At 59.6% G+C, this 17,444-nt stretch carries 16 protein-coding genes; 12 read left to right on the top strand and 4 right to left on the bottom strand.

Annotation, left to right across the window (positions count from 1 at the left end; translation table 11 throughout):
- Positions 1–134 precede the first annotated feature (134 nt).
- Genes NKF25_RS06015 through NKF25_RS06000 form a run of 4 tightly spaced genes read left to right on the top strand, consistent with a single transcriptional unit; the run spans position 135 to position 3,945 of the window.
- Complete coding sequence (locus NKF25_RS06015) at positions 135–1,427, top strand: extracellular solute-binding protein (RefSeq protein ID WP_253225794.1); 1,293 nt, start codon at positions 135–137, stop codon at positions 1,425–1,427.
- A 12-nt stretch (positions 1,428–1,439) separates the two neighbouring features.
- Positions 1,440–2,420 carry a sugar ABC transporter permease gene (locus NKF25_RS06010; RefSeq protein ID WP_253225793.1) on the top strand — a complete coding sequence of 327 codons (981 nt, stop codon included), beginning with the start codon at positions 1,440–1,442 and terminating at the stop codon, positions 2,418–2,420.
- A complete protein-coding gene (locus tag NKF25_RS06005; protein WP_253225792.1) occupies positions 2,420–3,295 on the top strand; it encodes a carbohydrate ABC transporter permease in 876 nt (291 codons plus the stop codon). Before NKF25_RS06010 ends, NKF25_RS06005 begins: the two co-directional genes overlap by 1 nt.
- A 26-nt stretch (positions 3,296–3,321) precedes the next feature.
- Positions 3,322–3,945, top strand: a complete 624-nt coding sequence (locus tag NKF25_RS06000; RefSeq protein WP_253225791.1) for a hypothetical protein — start codon at positions 3,322–3,324, stop codon at positions 3,943–3,945.
- A gap of 120 nt (positions 3,946–4,065) precedes the next feature.
- On the opposite strand, the gene NKF25_RS05995 is transcribed toward NKF25_RS06000, so the two are convergent.
- On the bottom strand, positions 4,066–4,407 hold the full coding sequence (locus NKF25_RS05995) for a winged helix-turn-helix domain-containing protein (protein WP_082837914.1): 342 nt from the start codon (positions 4,405–4,407) through the stop codon (positions 4,066–4,068).
- Positions 4,408–4,578: 171 nt separating this feature from the next.
- On the opposite strand from NKF25_RS05995, the gene NKF25_RS05990 reads away from it, so the two are divergent.
- Both NKF25_RS05990 and NKF25_RS05985 read left to right on the top strand, forming a co-directional pair.
- A complete protein-coding gene (locus NKF25_RS05990; RefSeq protein WP_253225790.1) occupies positions 4,579–5,673 on the top strand; it encodes a family 10 glycosylhydrolase in 1,095 nt (364 codons plus the stop codon).
- Positions 5,674–5,782: 109 nt separating this feature from the next.
- Entirely contained in the window at positions 5,783–6,994 is a 1,212-nt protein-coding gene (locus tag NKF25_RS05985) for an ABC transporter ATP-binding protein (RefSeq protein ID WP_253225789.1), read from the top strand.
- 15 nt (positions 6,995–7,009) lie between these two features.
- Here NKF25_RS05985 and NKF25_RS05980 read toward each other — a convergent pair whose 3' ends face one another.
- Together NKF25_RS05980 and NKF25_RS05975 are read right to left on the bottom strand one after the other, a co-directional pair.
- A complete protein-coding gene (locus NKF25_RS05980; RefSeq protein ID WP_253225788.1) occupies positions 7,010–8,437 on the bottom strand; it encodes a hypothetical protein in 1,428 nt (475 codons plus the stop codon).
- A 136-nt stretch (positions 8,438–8,573) separates the two neighbouring features.
- Positions 8,574–9,737 carry an oxalate decarboxylase family bicupin gene (locus NKF25_RS05975; protein ID WP_253225787.1) on the bottom strand — a complete coding sequence of 388 codons (1,164 nt, stop codon included), beginning with the start codon at positions 9,735–9,737 and terminating at the stop codon, positions 8,574–8,576.
- A 393-nt stretch (positions 9,738–10,130) separates the two neighbouring features.
- On the opposite strand from NKF25_RS05975, the gene NKF25_RS05970 reads away from it, so the two are divergent.
- Both NKF25_RS05970 and NKF25_RS05965 read left to right on the top strand, forming a co-directional pair.
- Positions 10,131–11,546, top strand: coding sequence for an APC family permease (locus NKF25_RS05970; RefSeq protein ID WP_253225786.1), 1,416 nt, complete (start codon positions 10,131–10,133; stop codon positions 11,544–11,546).
- An 82-nt stretch (positions 11,547–11,628) separates the two neighbouring features.
- Positions 11,629–12,597 carry a M48 family metalloprotease gene (locus tag NKF25_RS05965; protein ID WP_253225785.1) on the top strand — a complete coding sequence of 323 codons (969 nt, stop codon included), beginning with the start codon at positions 11,629–11,631 and terminating at the stop codon, positions 12,595–12,597.
- 1,493 nt (positions 12,598–14,090) lie between these two features.
- On the opposite strand, the gene NKF25_RS05960 is transcribed toward NKF25_RS05965, so the two are convergent.
- Entirely contained in the window at positions 14,091–14,246 is a 156-nt protein-coding gene (locus NKF25_RS05960) for a hypothetical protein (RefSeq protein WP_253225784.1), read from the bottom strand.
- A gap of 19 nt (positions 14,247–14,265) precedes the next feature.
- On the opposite strand from NKF25_RS05960, the gene NKF25_RS05955 reads away from it, so the two are divergent.
- From NKF25_RS05955 to NKF25_RS24155, 4 genes are all read left to right on the top strand, one after another.
- Entirely contained in the window at positions 14,266–14,781 is a 516-nt protein-coding gene (locus tag NKF25_RS05955; RefSeq protein WP_253225783.1) for a hypothetical protein, read from the top strand.
- Positions 14,778–15,317, top strand: coding sequence for a permease (locus NKF25_RS05950; RefSeq protein ID WP_253225782.1), 540 nt, complete (start codon positions 14,778–14,780; stop codon positions 15,315–15,317). The genes NKF25_RS05955 and NKF25_RS05950 overlap by 4 nt, the downstream gene beginning before the upstream one ends.
- A gap of 760 nt (positions 15,318–16,077) precedes the next feature.
- On the top strand, positions 16,078–17,265 hold the full coding sequence (locus NKF25_RS05945) for a CapA family protein (protein ID WP_253225781.1): 1,188 nt from the start codon (positions 16,078–16,080) through the stop codon (positions 17,263–17,265).
- 36 nt (positions 17,266–17,301) lie between these two features.
- Positions 17,302–17,436, top strand: coding sequence for a hypothetical protein (locus NKF25_RS24155; protein WP_256487205.1), 135 nt, complete (start codon positions 17,302–17,304; stop codon positions 17,434–17,436).
- Positions 17,437–17,444 lie beyond the last annotated feature (8 nt).

Genomic DNA, 17,444 nt, shown 5'->3' with positions numbered 1-17,444 from the left:
GGTATAGTATCGGTCTCTCTCAAATCCGTTTGACGCAAATCAAATCCGAGAGCGAGGTTTATACATCACAATTGATTGCACAGTTGTGGAGCAGTCCTATGACGAGGCAAAACACACTACGGCGTCGACGATTCATGAGAGCCACGGCCGGGGCGGGTACGGCAGCCATGCTATCCCTCGCCGGTTGTACGGGTGGATTGGGTGGGTCGGACGGATCGAAAAGCGGCAAGACCGAGTTTTGGTCGTCGCCGAACAAAGAGGAACTGGCGTTTCACAAGAACGCAAAGAAAGCGTTCCTCGAATCCCACGACTCGAAACTGAAAGTGAAACCGGTCCCCGAGGGGGATAGCTCCGAACAAGTCGTCCTCTCGGCGCTCGCCTCCGGTACCGAACCGGACGTGTTCGCGAACGTGTTTCCCGGGTTCGCCGCCCAACTGCAGGAGAACGGTGCCGCGAAGAACCTGTACGACATCGAGGGCGCGGAGAAGTCCGTGACCGAGCGGTGCGGCGAGACCATTTTGAAACGCTACGAGGCGCCCGACGGGGGCCTGTATCAAGCGCCGTGGAAGGCGAATCCGGTGTTGTTCCAATACAACGATACCGTTCTCGAGAAAGCCGGATTCAAAAGCAAGGATGAGTATCCGACGACGTTGTCCGGATTGATCGAGGCCGGGAAAAAGATCGTCGGCAACGGCGATGCGAAGGTCCTGTGGGATCGAGCACCCAAACCGACGTGGTACGAGCGGTGGTTCGACTTCATCCCGCTGTACCTCGCCGCGTCGGAGGGGAAGGAGTCGATGTTCACCCAAAAGGGTGACAGCGTCGAACCCGCGTTCAACAACGAGACGGCGAAGACGGTTCTCCAGTTCTTCACCGACCTCTACGGTGCCGACCTCGCCCCGACACAGGGAAGCGAGAAGCCGAAATTCCCGCACGACGAGGCGGTTATCAATTCCGGTGGACCGTGGGTCATCCCGTACTTCGAAGGCGTCAACAAGGACGTCTCGATGTCACACTTGACTCCGCCTGTCCCGGAGGGAACGACGCCGAACGGCCACACGTACGCCGATCCGAAGAACACCTCGATCTTCGCGTCGGCGAAACAGCCGAAGCAGGCGTGGGAGTTCGTGAGTTTCGAACAGGGCTCGAAGTGGGATACGAAACTCCTGAAAAAGACGCTCCAACTGCCGCTCAGAAAGAATCTCGTCGATTCGGCAAGCGGCTTCTTCGATAAGAACCCCGATGTCAAACCGTACGCACAGGCCCTCGAAACGTCACATCCGCCTGCGTACACGCCGGAGTATTCGAAGGTCATGAACATCTTCGGCGAACAGTGTTTCGTGCCCGTCGCGCTGGGGAAGAAACCACCGCAAAAAGGGCTCGACGACGCCGAGAGCGACATCAACCAAGCACTCAACGGACAGTAACGGACACAATCTATGCCAGACGCGACAACCGAACCAGGAACGAGGAAGACGGACACGGCGACCACGAGGGGTGGATTTCGGCGGCGGTTAGCATCCCTGCCCCTTCTCGGCACCGCAACGGAACGCCTCGGCGACCACGACGACAACCTGATGGGATGGGCGCTCCTCATCCCGTGGTTCCTCTGGGCGTCGGTGTTCCTCATCGTCCCGTTTCTCTTCGCACTCTACCTGAGTTTCCACAAGTGGTCCATCATCAGCCCCGAAACGCCGTTCGTCGGCCTCGACCATTACGTGCAGTTACTGACGAGCGACCTCTTCTGGAAACTGCTCGAAAACACGCTGTACTTCTTCGTCGTGAACGTGCCGACGCAGATAGTGCTCGCTCTCGGCGTCGCGGTGTTGTTGGACCGCATCGTTCGCGGCCGGGCGCTGTACATGGCGGGGTACTTCGTCCCGTACGTCACGAGCGGCGTCGTCGTCGCCGTCGTCTTCAAGTGGATTTACGCGCCCGACGGCTACATCAATCAGTTGTTGGCCGTCGCCGGTACGAAGATCGATTTCCTCGGCAGCACCTCGTGGGCGATGCCCGCCATCGCGCTGATGGTTTCCTGGAAGTTCGTGGGTTACTACGCGATCATCTTCCTCGCGAACCTCCAGTCGCTTCCGGAAACGATCTACGAATCCGCCTCGCTCGACGGTGCCAGCGAGTGGCAACAGTTCCGGTACATCACCCTGCCGTTGTTGAACCCGAGCATTCTGGTCGTCGTGATCCTCTCGACGATCACGGCGTTTCAGATCTTCACCGAACCGTTCATCATGACGAGCGGCGGGCCGAACGGCGCGACCAAAACGTTCGTCCTCGTCATCTATCGTAACGCCTTCTCGTATCTGGACATGGGCTATGCGAGCACCATCGGCGTCATTCTCGCGGCGATGATCTTCGTCATCAGCTACGTCGAGCGGAACTACGTCGATCAGGAGGTGTCGATGTAATGAGCATCGAAACCGACGATTCCGGCGTGTTCGCGGACGGCCACGAACGGTTGTCCGGACTCTCGGGCAGGAAAATACTGGTGTATATCGTCCTGACGCTCGGCGTCATCCTCCCGGTGTTTCCGTTCGCGCTGATGGTCTCGATGTCGTTCAAACCGGCGAGCGACATCTACTCGTTACACGTGATTCCGTCGTCGTTCACGCTGGAGAACTATCGGTTCCTCCTGCACAACGTTCCGATCGTTCGGCAGTTCATCAACAGCATCATCGTCACGGGGGCCGTCGTCGTCTCGGTGGTCATCACGTCGTGTATCGTCGCCTACTCCCTCGCGAAACTGGATTGGTACGGACGCGGCGTCACGTACAACTTCATCCTCGCGACCATGATGATCCCCGGCATCCTGCTGTTGATCCCGCAGTTCGTCATCATCGTCAAACTCGGCTGGGTCAACACGTATCAGGCGATGATCGCCCCCTTCGCGATCAGTTCGTTCGGAATCTTCCTCCTGACCCAGTTCTTCAAGCAGTTCCCGGACAGCCTCATCGATGCCGCACGGATGGACGGCTGTAACGAACTCGATATCGTCTTCCGTATCGTGCTCCCCAACTCGATGCCAGCCATCGCGACGGTCGCTATCTTCACCTTCATGAACCGCTGGAATCAGATGCTCTGGGACCTCATCGTCATCAAAAACGAGAACCTGTACACGCTCCCGGTGAGTATCACCCTGTTCGCCAAAACGGGCCTCTACGGCAACAGTTTGGGGCCGTTGATGGCCGGTGCGACGCTCCTTTCGGTGCCAACGATACTGCTGTTCCTCCTGTTACGGCGGTATTTCATCAGGGGTGTCACGATGTCCGGGCTCAAAGTATAGCAGACCGAAAAAGGAGAATACCATCAATGGTTTACGACACTCACCGAAATCGAGTCAACTTCATCGGACTCTCGAAGGAGGCCGTCGCCGCAGCGTATCGGTCACTCCCCGTCATCGTCGCCGTGAGCGTCTGTTGGTGTCTTTTGGCACCGACTATCGTTCTCCTCGGTCCGGCGACCGCCACCGCCGTCGCCGCCGCCGGTGCCGTGCTCCGCGGCGACCGGTTTCGACTCGGTGCCGCGACGACCACGTTCCGACGGTATTTCTGGCGAAGTCAGTTCCCGCTCGTACCGACGTTCGTTCTCATCGACGTCGTGGTGTTTTCGTGGCTGCAGTTCCGACGGACCGGCGAGTTTGCATACGGCGTTCTCGCGTTTTTCGCGGTCGATACGCTGGTCGTGCTCCTCGTGCTGTTGCTGTACTACTACCCCCTCCTGGTCGATGCCGACCGTTCGGCTCGGGAGACGGCACGACGCTCCGCGGAACTCGCGTTCGAGCGGTTCGTTCCGACCGTCGGACTGGTCGCGTTCTGTCTCTCGATCGGTCTCCTCTTCGGGTTTACCGTCGCTGGTTTCGTCCTCCTCGCCCCCGGCGTGGTCGCGACGGTCCTGACGCTCGCAACGCGATATCTCTCGACAGGAGCATCGTAGCGGTGTGGAACCTCCCGACGGAAACACCGTAGCGGTGTGGGCCGATGGACGTTTGTTCGTCCTCTTTCGGACCGATGGGAACCCGCCCCACGCGTAAAAGAACGTCAGGTGTCGCTCAGATCAGATGTCGCTCAGATCGACCGTAATCTCGTCGACCGCGAGCGATATCTCCTTCTCGACGCCGCCGTTGTCACTCACGTTGAACCGCGAGGCGGCGAGTCCAGCCTCTTCGAGTTGTTTCACGTGTACGGAAACCGTCCCCTTCGAGAGACCGACCAGTTCGGTGAGTTCGTGAATCGTTCGCGTTTCGGTCGATAACGCCTTTATGATCTCCCACCTGGTGTCCGACCCCATCGCCGTCGCAACGGACAGGATTTCGGACCCGTCGGGTTCGAGCGTCCGTCGCGGACGCGGGTGGGACCGTGCGTTGGGAACTTGCCGAGTAAAGCGTGAATTGTTCATGGTGAGTGGTGGCTGGTTCGCCTCGTGAGAGACTCTCTATCGGGGTGTATTGAAATTAGGGGTGATATTCGATAATATCCGAAGATGTTTGATAGAGCCCAAAGATAGAAGAATTCGGTCGATAGGAGCCATAGAGTTAAACTTCCGCATGTATTCGAATAGAACATTGCGATGTCCGGAGGGAACACAGCCGAGTCATGGTGGAACACGCAGTTACTACGGGCAGTAACCCTCTACCCATGGGCGACGATGCGACCCGACGCGGAATTGAAACGACTCGCCAACAACGGCGTGAACACGGTCTTCGTCGTGACCAAGGAGAGCGACGGGCGGGTCTTCTACGATTCCGACGTCGCGCCGAACGAGGTCCCTGGTCGCGATCTGCTCGGCGAACTCGCCGATGCCGCAGCGGTCCACGACATCAACATCGTTCCGACGCTCTTCGTCCTCTGTGACAAATTCCTCCTCGAACAGTACCCCGAAACGGTCCAGATAGCGAAGGAGGGGACGGAAATCAGGTATCCGAACGTCTCGGCCGAGCACATGCACTGGGCGTGCCCGAGTCACGATGTCGTCTCGGAGCATCTCCAAGCGATCACCCGCGAGATAGCCGAGTACGACGTCGATGGGATTCAGTTCACCCACTTCGAATTTCAGCCGATAGTCAACGGCGAATCCAGCTACCTCTCCTGTTACTGTGATAACTGCCGGGAGCAGTACGAACTCGGTGACGTCCCGGACCGATCGACGGAATGGGTCGACCGACGGTGTAAGCAGACCGACTCGCTCCTTCGGAAACTGAGCGATCCGTTCCGCGACCGATCCGATTTCCTCGTCAACATAGAACTGGAAGCGTTCTCGGACCTCGAAACGGCCATCGACGACAGTCGGAGGATTCTCGGCGTCGATCAACGCGACGTTGCGCAGTATGCCGACATGCTCACCCCACGGACGGCACACATCGACCTCGACATGCATCCGGTGTGGATCCGTGAAGTCGTCCGCTCGCTTCGGGAGGAGACGAACTGCCCGATCACACCCTCCATTCGAACCGGGCGGGGCGAACGACCGTTCAATCGGTTGGAGGAGGACGAACTGGTCAGCGCGATTCAACTCGCGTTACACGGCGGCGCACACGGCGTTTCGCTCTTCTCGGACGGGGCGAACATCGGCCGGTTAACCGCTGATCAGTGGGACACCGCGACCGAGATGTTCGACGAACTCGATTACTTCGACAGGGAATACGGTCCGGCGAGCAGGCGCTAGGCGGAATCGACCGTTCCCCGTCGTAGTTTGAATATTTTCGAAGATGTTCGTCTCCGGGCCACTTCGAGGCCAATCGTTTTGGTATCCCTTCACAGACTACAGAATTAGTATGGGTACGCTTCGGATCGATCGATTGGTCAAGTCGTTCACTACGGCGGACAGTACGGGCGAAGTCGTCGCGGTCGATACGTTGGATATCACCGTCGAAGAGGGGGAGTTCCTCGTCCTTCTCGGACCGAGCGGGTGCGGGAAATCGACGACGCTCCGCTGCATCGCGGGTCTCGAAACACCGACGACCGGTGCGATACGTCTCGACGAAACGGATATCACGGACGATTCGCCACAGCAACGGGATATGGCGATGGTGTTCCAGGACTTCGCGCTCTATCCGCACATGACCGCCGCTGAAAACATGAGTTTCGGGTTGAAGATGACGACCGACCTGTCGGACGACGAACGGTCGAAACGCGTCGACGATGCGGCATCCATCATGGATATCGAGGACATCCTCGACAAAAAACCGGCACAGGTCTCGGGAGGGCAGAAACAACGGATCGCACTCGGCCGCGCCATCGTCCGCGACCCGGAGGTGTTCCTGATGGACGAACCGTTGTCGAACCTCGACGCGAAGCTTCGGGCACAGATGCGGACCGAGATCCAGCGGCTTCACCGGAAACTCGGTGTGACGACGATCTACGTCACCCACGACCAAACGGAAGCGATGACCATGTCCGACCGTATCGCCGTGTTGAACAACGGAGAGCTTCAACAGATCGGTACACCGGAGTACGTCTATCACCATCCCGTGAACCGGTTCGTCGCGGGCTTCCTCGGCGAACCGTCGATGAACTTCCTCGAAGTCGAACTGGACGAGACGGACGGCCGGTACGTTTTGACGGCCGACGACGCCGACGCTCCGTTCGCCTATCCGATCGACGAGACGACGGTCCGGCGCTGCGAGTTGACGGTGGGCCAGCGACTGACGATCGGCGTCCGACCGGAGGACATCTCGGTGACGGACGACGGGACGACGAACGACCGTCGTCAGACCGCGATGCTCGACGTCGTCGAACCGATGGGGAGCGACGATTTCCTCCACCTTCTCGTCGCTTCCGACTCGTGGACCGCCCGCGTCGATGACGACGTGGAGGCCACGGAGGGAGAGTCAATCTCCTACGTCTTCGAGGAAACCGACCTCCACCTCTTCGCGGACGACGGAACCACGCTCAAATCCGCAGGACTCGGCGAGGAGGCCTTCCACACCGATTCCGAGCCAGAACCCATCTCGGAAACGACGCGGTCGGTGGATTCGGAGGCGTGAAAACGAGCGCCGTTTCTACGGCGTCGTCGGCGAGAGGTCTGTCAGTTCGATCCACTCCGTCCCGTTCGAGATGACAAGCTCCGGATGGCCATCGGAATCGGGGTCCCACGAGCGGCCATCGGCGAGCGCGACGCGACCGAGTCGGTGTTCGGGGGCGGCGGAGCGTGGTTCGAATTCGAAGTACGACGCGTCGCGGTAACTCCCCCCGTATCGCTCCCCTTCGAAGGTTTGCTGTGTGGCGGCTGGCCACTTCCTGGTTGACCCGTCCACGTACAGGGTTCCGCCGCCGTGTTCGACGATGTTCTCGACGGCTCCCGCGACGAACGGGTTGTGGAAGTACGTCCCCTGTTCGGCCGAGGCGGGAAATCGGGGGCCGTCCTCGTCGATATCCTGGATTACCGCCGTCCCGCGAACGTTGGCAAAGTAGGCGTTCTGGAAGACGTTGTATATCGCCCGCGAGTCCGCGATGTGGATCCCGTCGTACGTCGCTTCGACGTCCAAGTAGCGGAAGTGATTTGCGAACGAGTACTCCCGAACCCGCAACGCGGTGTCACCGGCGTTCTCGCCGGAACTGACGCTCCCTTCGATGCCGGAGAATTGGACGCGGCGTAGTTCCACTCCGACGCCCCCTGCCGCGTTGTGGACGCCGTAATGGTAGGAATTCAGGGCGAAGTTCAATTGACAGGCCCCCGCTCCGTCCGGGTTGCTGTTGGACGTCGAGAACCGCGACCAGCAACTGTTGTACGCGTCACCCAAATCGTCGGACCCCCAGACGAAGGAAAATCCGGCACAATCCCCCTCGAATCGGACACCGACGATTTCGGTGTAGAACATGGCCGTCCCTGTCGAATCATGAATCCTGATTCCGTTTCCGTCGTCGGAACCGCATCTGATCCGTGAGGATTCCAATCCGTCGCCGTGGATCGACCAGTTGTTCCGCAAACCGTCGTATTCGGCGAGGTCGATCTCCCACGCGGTCGTTCCCGTCCCATAGTACCCGCTCGGGTAGTAGACGACGCCGCCCTCGATTTCGTTCAAGCGTTCGAAGGCTTCCCGCATTCCACCGGTCTCCGAGGGGGAAACGTACGGGTCGTCGGGGGTGCCGCTCCCGGAGACGGAGGGAAGCGCCGACACGACGACGGTGTTCGACCGTTGTGTTGCGGTGAGTTCGTCCACCGTGATCGATCCCACTGGCGACGCCCGTCCGAGATGGCTCGTCGATCCGTTTCGTCCGCTGTGATCGTGGTCGCGCGGTGCCCACGGTTGTGTGCCCCCGTGGTTGGGATTCCAACCACGTCCCTCACGGCGTGAGGTGGGCCAGAGTGCGGCGCTTCCGAGTCCCATTGCTCCCAAGAACCCGCGTCGTGTACTCCGGGCCGGTGACCGATCCTCCGCGCCGTCGTCGTGTCCTGTGCTCTTCCCGTGTCGTGTGTCATCACTCATCGCGATTCGTCCATGGTCGAAACGTGGTATACACTTATCCTTCGAATTGGGGCGGAGTAAAATATGTTCGAGAATCGTTCTCCGGAGGTCTCCATACGGAAGGGAAACAAGTGCAGTCGGGCGGATCCCGGTGCCGCTACACGATGACGGGTTTGTCCTTCCGCAGCGCGGCTATCGTCTCCTCGTCGATGTTCAGATGCGCCTGCACCAGTTCGGGAGGCGTCAGGGCCATCCACTGATTGAGCGACACGTCGGCGAAGTGATCACTGCGGAACATTTCGAGGAACCGCAACGTTTCGTCGCCGGTGTTCTCGACGTAGTGGCCCATCGCAAAGGGGACGTAGCCGACGTCCCCTGCTTGGTAATCGAAGGTCCGTGCCATCCCGCTCGACGCGAAGACGGTCATCCGTCCCTTCCCACCGATGTAGTACTGCCACTCGTCGGCGTTGGGGTGCCAGTGCAGTTCACGCATCGCTCCCGGTTCGATTTCGACGAGCGCCGCCGCGATGGTGGTCGCTGCGGGGAAATCGGACGAGTCCACGATGCGAACCTGCCCCCCTTCCACCTCCTTCGGTTCTCGGTCTAGCAAGCGGTACGTGTAGCTCTCCGGAACCGTCCCCTCCGGTGAATCGACCTCGTCCTCGTCCAACGGCGGGGGGACTTCTCCGTCGAAAACGTACCGCGTGTGATCGATGTCGTGCGGCAAGTCGTCGAAGGCTTCCTCGGGAACGCCGAAGTTCTTGGCGAGCACGTCACGCGGCGTGTGTTCGAACCAGTCCGTAATGAGGAACGTCTCGTTCTCAGAGAAATCCCCATCGTCGAACACCAACAGGAACTCACAGCCCTCCTCCAATCCCTGAATCGAGTGTGGGACGCCCGCCGGGAAGTTCCACAGGTCACCTTCGCCGACGTCGTCGATGAAGTTGTGGCCGTCTGCATCGACGGCAGTGACCCGCGCACGACCGGCGAGCATGTACGCCCACTCGGCCTCCGTGTGCCAGTGGAGTTCGCGAATCCCGCCCGGTTTGAGACGCATATTCACCCCGGCGAGGTCGGTTGCGACTGGCAGTTCCCGCTTGGTCACTTCGCGTGCCCACCCACCCGTCGTCAGTCGGTTTCTTGCCTCCGCGAACGGGAACTTGAGGTTGGGAATCGTCCCGGCATCGGTGTCGGGCGAGGCCAACAGATCCGGATTCTCCCGCTCAAGCGGTACGTTCCGTGGACCGAGGATGGAGGCACCTCGGTCGGCTTGAATCGGTTGTGGTTCTCCGTCGGTGGCTCTCTTAGTCTTGTCCGGCATGGTTCGGTCTCCGTTGTCTCGGGCGTCTCGACGAACGTACGCGGGAGACCGGCCGAAGACGTGCGACCAAGAAAACGGTGGCCACGACGAAACTGACCGATGTCCAATTCGATCGTATCTCCCCCACCTGACCGACTGTCACGCCCATCCACTATACGCCGGATAGCGACTTGAACGTGCCGCTGTACCGTTTTCGACGGGAAGCCGACGTCCCCACGTTCCCCCGTCCGAGTTGCGGGGAACCCTCTCGAAACCACGTTTGGACGTCATCGTTTGGCGACCGAGTCGTACGATTTGTACCGACGTCGTTCGTGCGATTCGAAAATAGCACGTCCGTAATGTGTATTCGCTGCTGGATAAATTATTTACCCACGCGGTGGAACCAAAGCTACCATGGGAGCAGATCACAATAGCGATGAGTTAACACGTGTCCTGTCGAAAGTCGATATCTTCGTCCTCGCGTTCGGTGCGATGATCGGTTGGGGGTGGATCATTCAGACGGGATACTGGATCGACGAGGGGGGAACGACCGGGGCGATTCTCGCGTTCGCCATCGGGAGCGTAATGGTGACGACCGTCGGCCTGATCTACGGCGAATTGGCGTCGGCGATGCCCTTCGTCGGTGGCGAACACGTCTACAGTTTACGAGCGCTCGGGCCTGCGGGGTCGTTCGTCTGTACGTGGGCGATCATCCTCGGGTACGTCAGCGTCGTCATCTTCGAAGCGGTCGCGCTGCCGTCCGCACTCGCTTACCTCGTCCCGGGCTTCAACGTCCTCCACCTATGGACGATTGCCGGAGAACCCGTCTATGCGACGTGGGTACTGACGGGCGGAATCGGTGCGGTCGTGATGACGATGCTCAACTACCGTGGCGTCCGTCCCGCGGCGCAGTTCCAAACCATCCTCACGCTCATCATCGGCCTCGCAGGGGTCACCCTCGTTATCGGTGCGATTTTCAACGGACACTCGACTGCGACGCCGTCGTTCACCGATGCGGGGTGGTCGGGGCTGTTCACGGTCGTCGTCATGACGCCGTTCATGTTCGTTGGATTCGACGTGATTCCGCAAGCCGCCGGTGAAGCCGACGTTTCATATCGGTCCCTCGGCCGTCTGATCGTCCTCTCGGTTGTGATGGCCGCGGCGTTTTACATCGCGGTCATCTGGGCCTCCGGGCAATCGCTTTCCGGTTCCACGCTCGTGGACAGTTCGTTGCCCGCGGCCGCCGCGCTGACCTCGCTGTTCAACAGTACGGTTATCGGTCGAATAATGGCGCTCGCGGGGATTGCCGGGATACTCACGAGTTGGAACTCGTTCATCATCGGCGGCAGTCGCGCCATGTACGCGCTCGCCGAAGCCGACATGTTACCGAGTCGGCTTGCGACCCTTCACCCACAGCACGGCACGCCATCGGCCGCCATCGCTCTCATCGGAGGTATCTCGGTGCTCGCACCGCTGTTCGGTGAGCAGATGCTCGTCTGGATCGTCGATGCGGGCAGTTTCGGCATCGTTCTCGCGTGGTTCTTCGTCGTGATCTCGTTCCTCGTGCTGCGATACCGCGAACCGAAATTGGAGCGTCCGTTCAAACTTCCCGGCGGGTACGCTATCGGCGTTCTCGGCCTCGTGCTAACCGCGTTCTTCGTCGGTCTGTATCTGCCCGGTGCCCCGTCCGCTCTCGCCTGGCCGTTCGAGTGGCTGATCGTCTTCGCGTGGTGTGTACTTGGAGTGCTCTTCTATCACTTTTCGAGTGGCTCTTCGGAGGACGTTACGATGGAAGACGCGAAAGACGCGTTCGAATCGTTCGAGAACTGAAACATTCTGCCTCGAAGACGGGTTTCGACGACCGTCTTCGATCTTCGGTAACCGTTTTCCGTGTACGATCCCTATGAAAGTTATGTCAGCAACATTCGGCCGGCCGCGCGGGCTCGCGATTCTGGTTGGAGCGTGGCTGCTCGCTCTCGCTGGCGTCGGCCTCCTCTTCGGTACCCGAATCGTCGGTGCCCTCCTCACCAGTACCGATCTCCCGTTCCTGCTTCTCGCTACGGGCGTGGGAGTGCTCGTTTTCAGCTACGTGAACTATCGAACGAGCGCCAAGCGTCTCCTCCTGCGTCTCGACGCGGTTCCGCTCGTCGCTACCCGTACTCCGGGAATCGACGCGAGTATCGACCGGTTGGTTCGGCGGATGCGTATCGACCGACCGGACGTCTACATCGCTCGGCTCGGTCACCCGAACGCGTTCGCCCTCGGGCGGCGGACGCTCGTGATCGACCACTCGCTCGTCCGGTTACTGACGCCCGCGGAACTCGAAGGCGTCCTCGCTCACGAACTCGCTCATCTCGAGGGTCACGATAGCCTCCTCCAAACGCTGGCCATGAGTCTCCTACGGACGATGGCGAGCCTCGCTCTCGTTGTAGTCCTCCCGTTCGTGGTACTCGTCTCCGTGAGTTGCTGGGGGCTGTCGCTGATCATGGGTCGGCCGGTGCGAGGTCCATCCAGCGTCGGTAGCGGCCTACGACGTGGGCTGGCTGGGCTCGTGATGGGGCTGTTCGTCGCTCCGACGCTGACGCTCCAAGCGTACTCCCGCCGGCGGGAGTACGCCGCCGACCGGCGAGCCGTTGCGGTACTCGACGACCCGCTGGCGTTTGCTCGTGCACTCGAAAAGCTCCAACGTGCGAGCGAACCCGGTTGGGGATTGTTTTCGTGGGTGTTCCAGAACCGTGACCGGCGGACGGAGCAGACGCCGCTCGAACGGGCGTTTGCGAGCCATCCGCCGACGGACGAACGCGTGAGTCGCGTCCGCGAGGCTGCAGCTACCACCGGACGCCACGAAACCGGCCGGTGGCACAACGTCGAAATCCGCTGATCCATCGGAACTGGCGGCGTTCGATTTCCCTTTTTCGAACGCTCTAATTCCACGGCGACCGCCCTCCTCGGAACTGTTCGTACCGAACAGTGAACCCCGTTTCCGATGAATTGACTGTGAAACGGTCGCGGGACCACCGCGGTTCACGTCCGAACTGACCCCAGCACACCTCGTTTGTCCTTCTCCCGTTCGTGTGGAAACGAATCTGTCCGGTCGCCGTCAGTTCCTGTAACTCATGTGACTCCGCGATTTCGGGGGTCACCAACCATTGGAAAGTCAAAAAAGGTACAATATTATATGGTCGATACGGATACCCCTCCATAGATAGACATGGGTACAATGGATTCGAACATCTCGTTGAAGAATCACTTCCCTATTTGCTCGATGTTCTCGGATTCCTGTCCATATTCGGAAGATAATCTACTTTACTTCGAATCCCTATCGGATCGGGGCAAAGCTGGATTCGTGAAATACATTCATTCTCTATCGATTGACATAGACACGGCGTCGGAATTATGTTTCATAGAGAGATAATATCAATGCTGATGATCTCTCCCTTCCAAGTATGATTGCAGAGTAATCACAATATAACTGGGTGTTATCCTCGATAACGGATGGTGTTTACTGGCAATTGGTGTTACACTGCTAACCCTGTAATTGTTGTCTCCCTCCTATTGCCCGTAGTCAATGGGTTGCCACCTCTACCGTTTGGAGTTCCACCCGCCGATTTTCGGATCAGGCTCGATCCTGTCATCCCCGTACGCGACTGTTTTCTATCTCCGTCGGGTTTCCTCCTGGCAAACGTCTCGTCGGAGGCAAATTCGGCAGTATCAACGATGAATCGTACGAATGTACTCACGGACGTCGAGCGAGAATCGCATACCAACGGTGGGGTTGATGACCGCTGTGGAACCCATGATTTCACTCGGTAGGAAGGGGGTGGTGCATCGTTCTTCTGGCTGTGACGGTACTTATGGCGCAACTCCATTACGGCGAGTGGTATCGCTACGTTGACCAGGCTATCGAGTGTGACCGGTCGCCTCGGGGACTTCGGTACCGACAGTGGTGATTCCAACACGTACACTATTGCGGTGGTAGGGAACGCTCTACCATCCGTGTTCTCACATCCACATGTGGTGACGTAGCTACGGCACAACGTCGCCGCGACGATACCAGTCCCGTACCGTGTGCCCTTTCACTCGGTCATCGTGTTCCATCCCCCGGACACCGGCCGTAACATCGAACGGATGAGGGGACGAGTCCGGACCTCCTGGCACATGTCGCCTCGGACCGCCCCCCACGACCGATGCGCATTGAGTATAGCGAGATATTGTTTACCTTTTTGGCGTCGAACTTTCCAACTCGTCGGATCCGGAAATCGCTATGGTTTCTCACGATCCGAGATTGGATACCCGTTTCTCACCCGTCTCACGTCGAGTCGGTACGAACGATCGGGTTCGACGAGGTCGTCCACTGACGACCATACTTGCCATCTAATCGAACGCTTCGTCCGCCGCCACGAATTCATCCCAGTCCGTGACGTTCGGTGCGCCGTCAGCATCGTCGACCGCCGCGGCGGCCGATGATTCGTACTCGATCTCACGCCTCGTTTTGGCGCGCAGTACACTAGATGGACAGGTATAATGCATGCACTGACTTGGTTTTCACATGTCGATCGTCGATATCCTGATCGGTTCCGGCCCCGGACAGCGAATCGTCATCCTGGGCACGATCGTCCTCTACGTGTATCTCTCGGTTCGCCGTCCCGACGCCGCCCGTGAGAGTTTCGAAAGCGGTGCTCGGATGCTAGTCGGACTGGCAACCCTCGTCCTCGCGGCGTTGTTGCTCGCCAGTGCGATCGAGACACTCGTCCCCGCGAGCGCCATCAACGGACTCGTCGGTGGGTCGGCGGGGACGACCGGCGTGTTGCTCGCCGGTGTGCTCGGTGGGGTTCTTCCCGGTGGCCCGTACGCGGTCTATCCCATCATCAGCGGGGTCGCCGACAACGGTGCACGAACCGCGTCGGTGCTGGCGATGCTCGTCGGCTACGGCGCGATCGGGTTGGGTCGGGTGTCGTACGGCCTCGTCTTCTTCGAAACGAGAATCGTCGCCGCCCGGGTCGCCGTGGGCGTCGTGGTGACGGTGCTCGTCGGACTCGTCGCCGCGGGGGTGCTCGGTATATGAGCCGACTCGACCTCCTGATCGGCGAATCGTGTGGTCAGCGCGTCGTCATCCTCGGGACGCTCGCCGTCTACGCGTACCTCGTGGTTCGACGCCCGGCGGATGCGTGGACGGGTGCCCAACACGGTGCGACGACCGTCGTCCATCTCGCGACGCTCATCGTCGCCGCCCTCTTCCTTTCGAGTGCCATCGGGACGTTGCTGCCCGAGGACCGACTGAGCGAATTGCTCGGCGAATCGGCAGGCTTCGGCGAAGTCGCCGCCGCCGGACTCATCGCCGGTCTCATTCCCGGCGGTCCGTACGCGACGTACCCGGTCATCAAGCGCATCCAGGAGAGCGGTGCGGAGACCCCGGCAGTGTTGACGATGCTCCTCGGGTACGGCCTCATCAGCGTCGGGCGGGTCCCCTACGGTCTCGTGTTCTTCACGCCGACGATCGTCGGTCTTCGACTTCTGACCGCCGGGACCGCCACTATCATCGTCGGCATGGTGCTCTTCGCGGTTGGCGGCGTGATTCGAAACGGAGCAGTTGGGAGCTAAGCGGTCCAGCAGTCGCTCGTGTTCGGACCTCGTCCTTCGAACCTCCCCGCAACGTCACGTGTCTGGTTCGTAGCTAGTACCGTCGCCGATAGCTTGTCACGGTCGCCATCAGTCGTCCGCAATTCGGGCCGTCGCGTCCATCGCTGCGACAGTTATCGGTGAATCGCCACAGCCGACACAGGCATACGAGCCTTCGACAGTTTCGACGACGGGCGCATTACACGAAATACATTTGATTGCTGCTGCACGAACGGATTTTGGATATCTTGCCATAGTTGGTCGTTTACTGCGTTCTATCTCTATTTGAATCGACAATCGGCTGCACATTTACCGCAAATCTCACCTATCTCAAATATCTATAAACTCTAAACGTCATATTATCTTAATTTTTCCCGGTTATGAAGATACGACAATAAGACATACGTCTTTCGATGGTAGATACAATTATGAAACGTCTCTCACGAAATGCAATTCGGAATTCTCGACGGATGGTTCCTCGGTCAGGAACGACGGGCGATAGCCACACGGTCCACGGGTAACCACGAACTGGCCGAGGGAGGTGTCAGGGATTGAATCTGTGGGACATTCGCATATCTATCTTCTATTTCACGTTATAATTCATAGAAATATTTGGTAGTTCGTTCGAAGTTAACCGTCGGTCGGACGGGACGGCCAACCCGTTCGCGCCGCCGGTGACCGTGGGAACGGTGGTCCGCTCCCACGAAGTTTATCACTGTCCTACTGATACGATCTACCATCGATGACTGATACTAGGCGGGCATACCTCTCGACCATCGGAACCGTGGTAGTTGGAGGGTGTCTCGGGAACTATGCCGGTTCGACCACTGCTAATGGGAGCAGTTCGTCTAGCGACACCGGGGCCACCGGTCAGGAGACGACCGACGCTACCGATTCATCCGGGGTCCGTCCCACGACCGACGACTCGTCCGACGGTCGCGGAACGCACGAAACGACCATCGGATTCGCCGGGGACGCGATGGTCGGACGCAGCCTCAACCGAATTTACGGCGATTCGGGTGTCGATCCCGCAACGATCTGGGGCGACTTTCAGCCACGACTCGACGCCCTCGACGGCGTCTTCTGTAACCTCGAATGCTGTCTCTCGAAGCGCGGTGAACGGTTTCCCGACCGAGTGTACTACTTCCGGGGAAATCCCGAGTGGGCAGTCCCTGCGCTCGACGCCGGGAACGTTCGGTTCACGAACCTGGCGAACAATCACGCGATGGATTTCGGTGCGGTGGCCTTGACCGACACGATAGGCGCGCTCGATGACGGCGGTATCGAGAACGCGGGCACCGGCGCAACCCCGTCGGCCGCGTGGAAGCCAGCCACGTTTACCGTGGGGGACATCGACGTCGCCGTCGTTTCGTTCTCGGACGAGTACGAGGTATACGCCGCCACCAGCGACCGACCGGGAATCGCGTGGGCCGAGACCGACCCCCGGAACCGGCGAACCAGACGACTCGTCGGGAACGCCATCGAACGCGCCAAATCCGGGGACCCGGACCTCCTCGTCGTCTCGCTCCATTGGGGGGAGAACTGGATCGAGAAACCCACCGACCGACTCGTCGCGTTCGGCCACTGGCTCGTCGATCAGGGCGCGGACCTCGTTCACGGCCACAGCGCGCACGTCGTCCAAGCCGTCGAGCGGTACGGCGACGGCGTTATCCTCCACGACACCGGCGACCTCGTCGATGACTTCGGCATCAAGGACGACCTGGGAAATCACGACAGCTATCTGTTCGAACTCACGCTCGACGGCGGGAGTTTCGAGAAAATCCGGCTCGTTCCGTTCCATATCGACGACGGCGTCTCCCCCGCAACCGAGGACCAGGCGGCGTGGCTCCGGAAGACGATGCGTGACCGCTCGGATCAGTTCGACACGACGTACGAACGGGATGGCGACGGTCTCGTGGTCAGACTGTAAACCGTCCTCGACCGGCGTTCTACGGCGTCGATAACGGTGGTCGAAGTTTCGCAACTCATCCAGTTCGAAGCGTACGCGGCGTCAGAGTATGCCGTCATCGGACAGTCGCTCGATATCGCGTTCGGAATAGCCGTACTCGGAGAGGATTTCCTCGGTGTGCTCGCCGAGTAACGGCGGAT

Source organism: Haladaptatus sp. AB643 (assembly GCF_024136975.1).
Taxonomy (GTDB): domain Archaea; phylum Halobacteriota; class Halobacteria; order Halobacteriales; family Haladaptataceae; genus Haladaptatus.
The sequence above is the reverse complement of the archived record's forward strand: the minus strand, read 5'-3'. Positions and strand labels throughout refer to the sequence as shown.

Coding starts and splice junctions, on each gene's coding strand:
- NKF25_RS06010 (WP_253225793.1), top strand. CDS start 1,440: ATGCCAGACGCGACAACCGAACCAGGAACGAGGAAGACGGACACGGCG.
- NKF25_RS05985 (WP_253225789.1), top strand. CDS start 5,783: ATGGGTACGCTTCGGATCGATCGATTGGTCAAGTCGTTCACTACGGCG.
- NKF25_RS05960 (WP_253225784.1), bottom strand. CDS start 14,246: ATGCATTATACCTGTCCATCTAGTGTACTGCGCGCCAAAACGAGGCGT.
- NKF25_RS05995 (WP_082837914.1), bottom strand. CDS start 4,407: ATGAACAATTCACGCTTTACTCGGCAAGTTCCCAACGCACGGTCCCAC.
- NKF25_RS05950 (WP_253225782.1), top strand. CDS start 14,778: ATGAGCCGACTCGACCTCCTGATCGGCGAATCGTGTGGTCAGCGCGTC.
- NKF25_RS06000 (WP_253225791.1), top strand. CDS start 3,322: ATGGTTTACGACACTCACCGAAATCGAGTCAACTTCATCGGACTCTCG.
- NKF25_RS05945 (WP_253225781.1), top strand. CDS start 16,078: ATGACTGATACTAGGCGGGCATACCTCTCGACCATCGGAACCGTGGTA.
- NKF25_RS05955 (WP_253225783.1), top strand. CDS start 14,266: ATGTCGATCGTCGATATCCTGATCGGTTCCGGCCCCGGACAGCGAATC.
- NKF25_RS05975 (WP_253225787.1), bottom strand. CDS start 9,737: ATGCCGGACAAGACTAAGAGAGCCACCGACGGAGAACCACAACCGATT.
- NKF25_RS05970 (WP_253225786.1), top strand. CDS start 10,131: ATGGGAGCAGATCACAATAGCGATGAGTTAACACGTGTCCTGTCGAAA.
- NKF25_RS05980 (WP_253225788.1), bottom strand. CDS start 8,437: ATGAGTGATGACACACGACACGGGAAGAGCACAGGACACGACGACGGC.
- NKF25_RS05965 (WP_253225785.1), top strand. CDS start 11,629: ATGTCAGCAACATTCGGCCGGCCGCGCGGGCTCGCGATTCTGGTTGGA.
- NKF25_RS05990 (WP_253225790.1), top strand. CDS start 4,579: ATGTCCGGAGGGAACACAGCCGAGTCATGGTGGAACACGCAGTTACTA.
- NKF25_RS06005 (WP_253225792.1), top strand. CDS start 2,420: ATGAGCATCGAAACCGACGATTCCGGCGTGTTCGCGGACGGCCACGAA.
- NKF25_RS06015 (WP_253225794.1), top strand. CDS start 135: ATGAGAGCCACGGCCGGGGCGGGTACGGCAGCCATGCTATCCCTCGCC.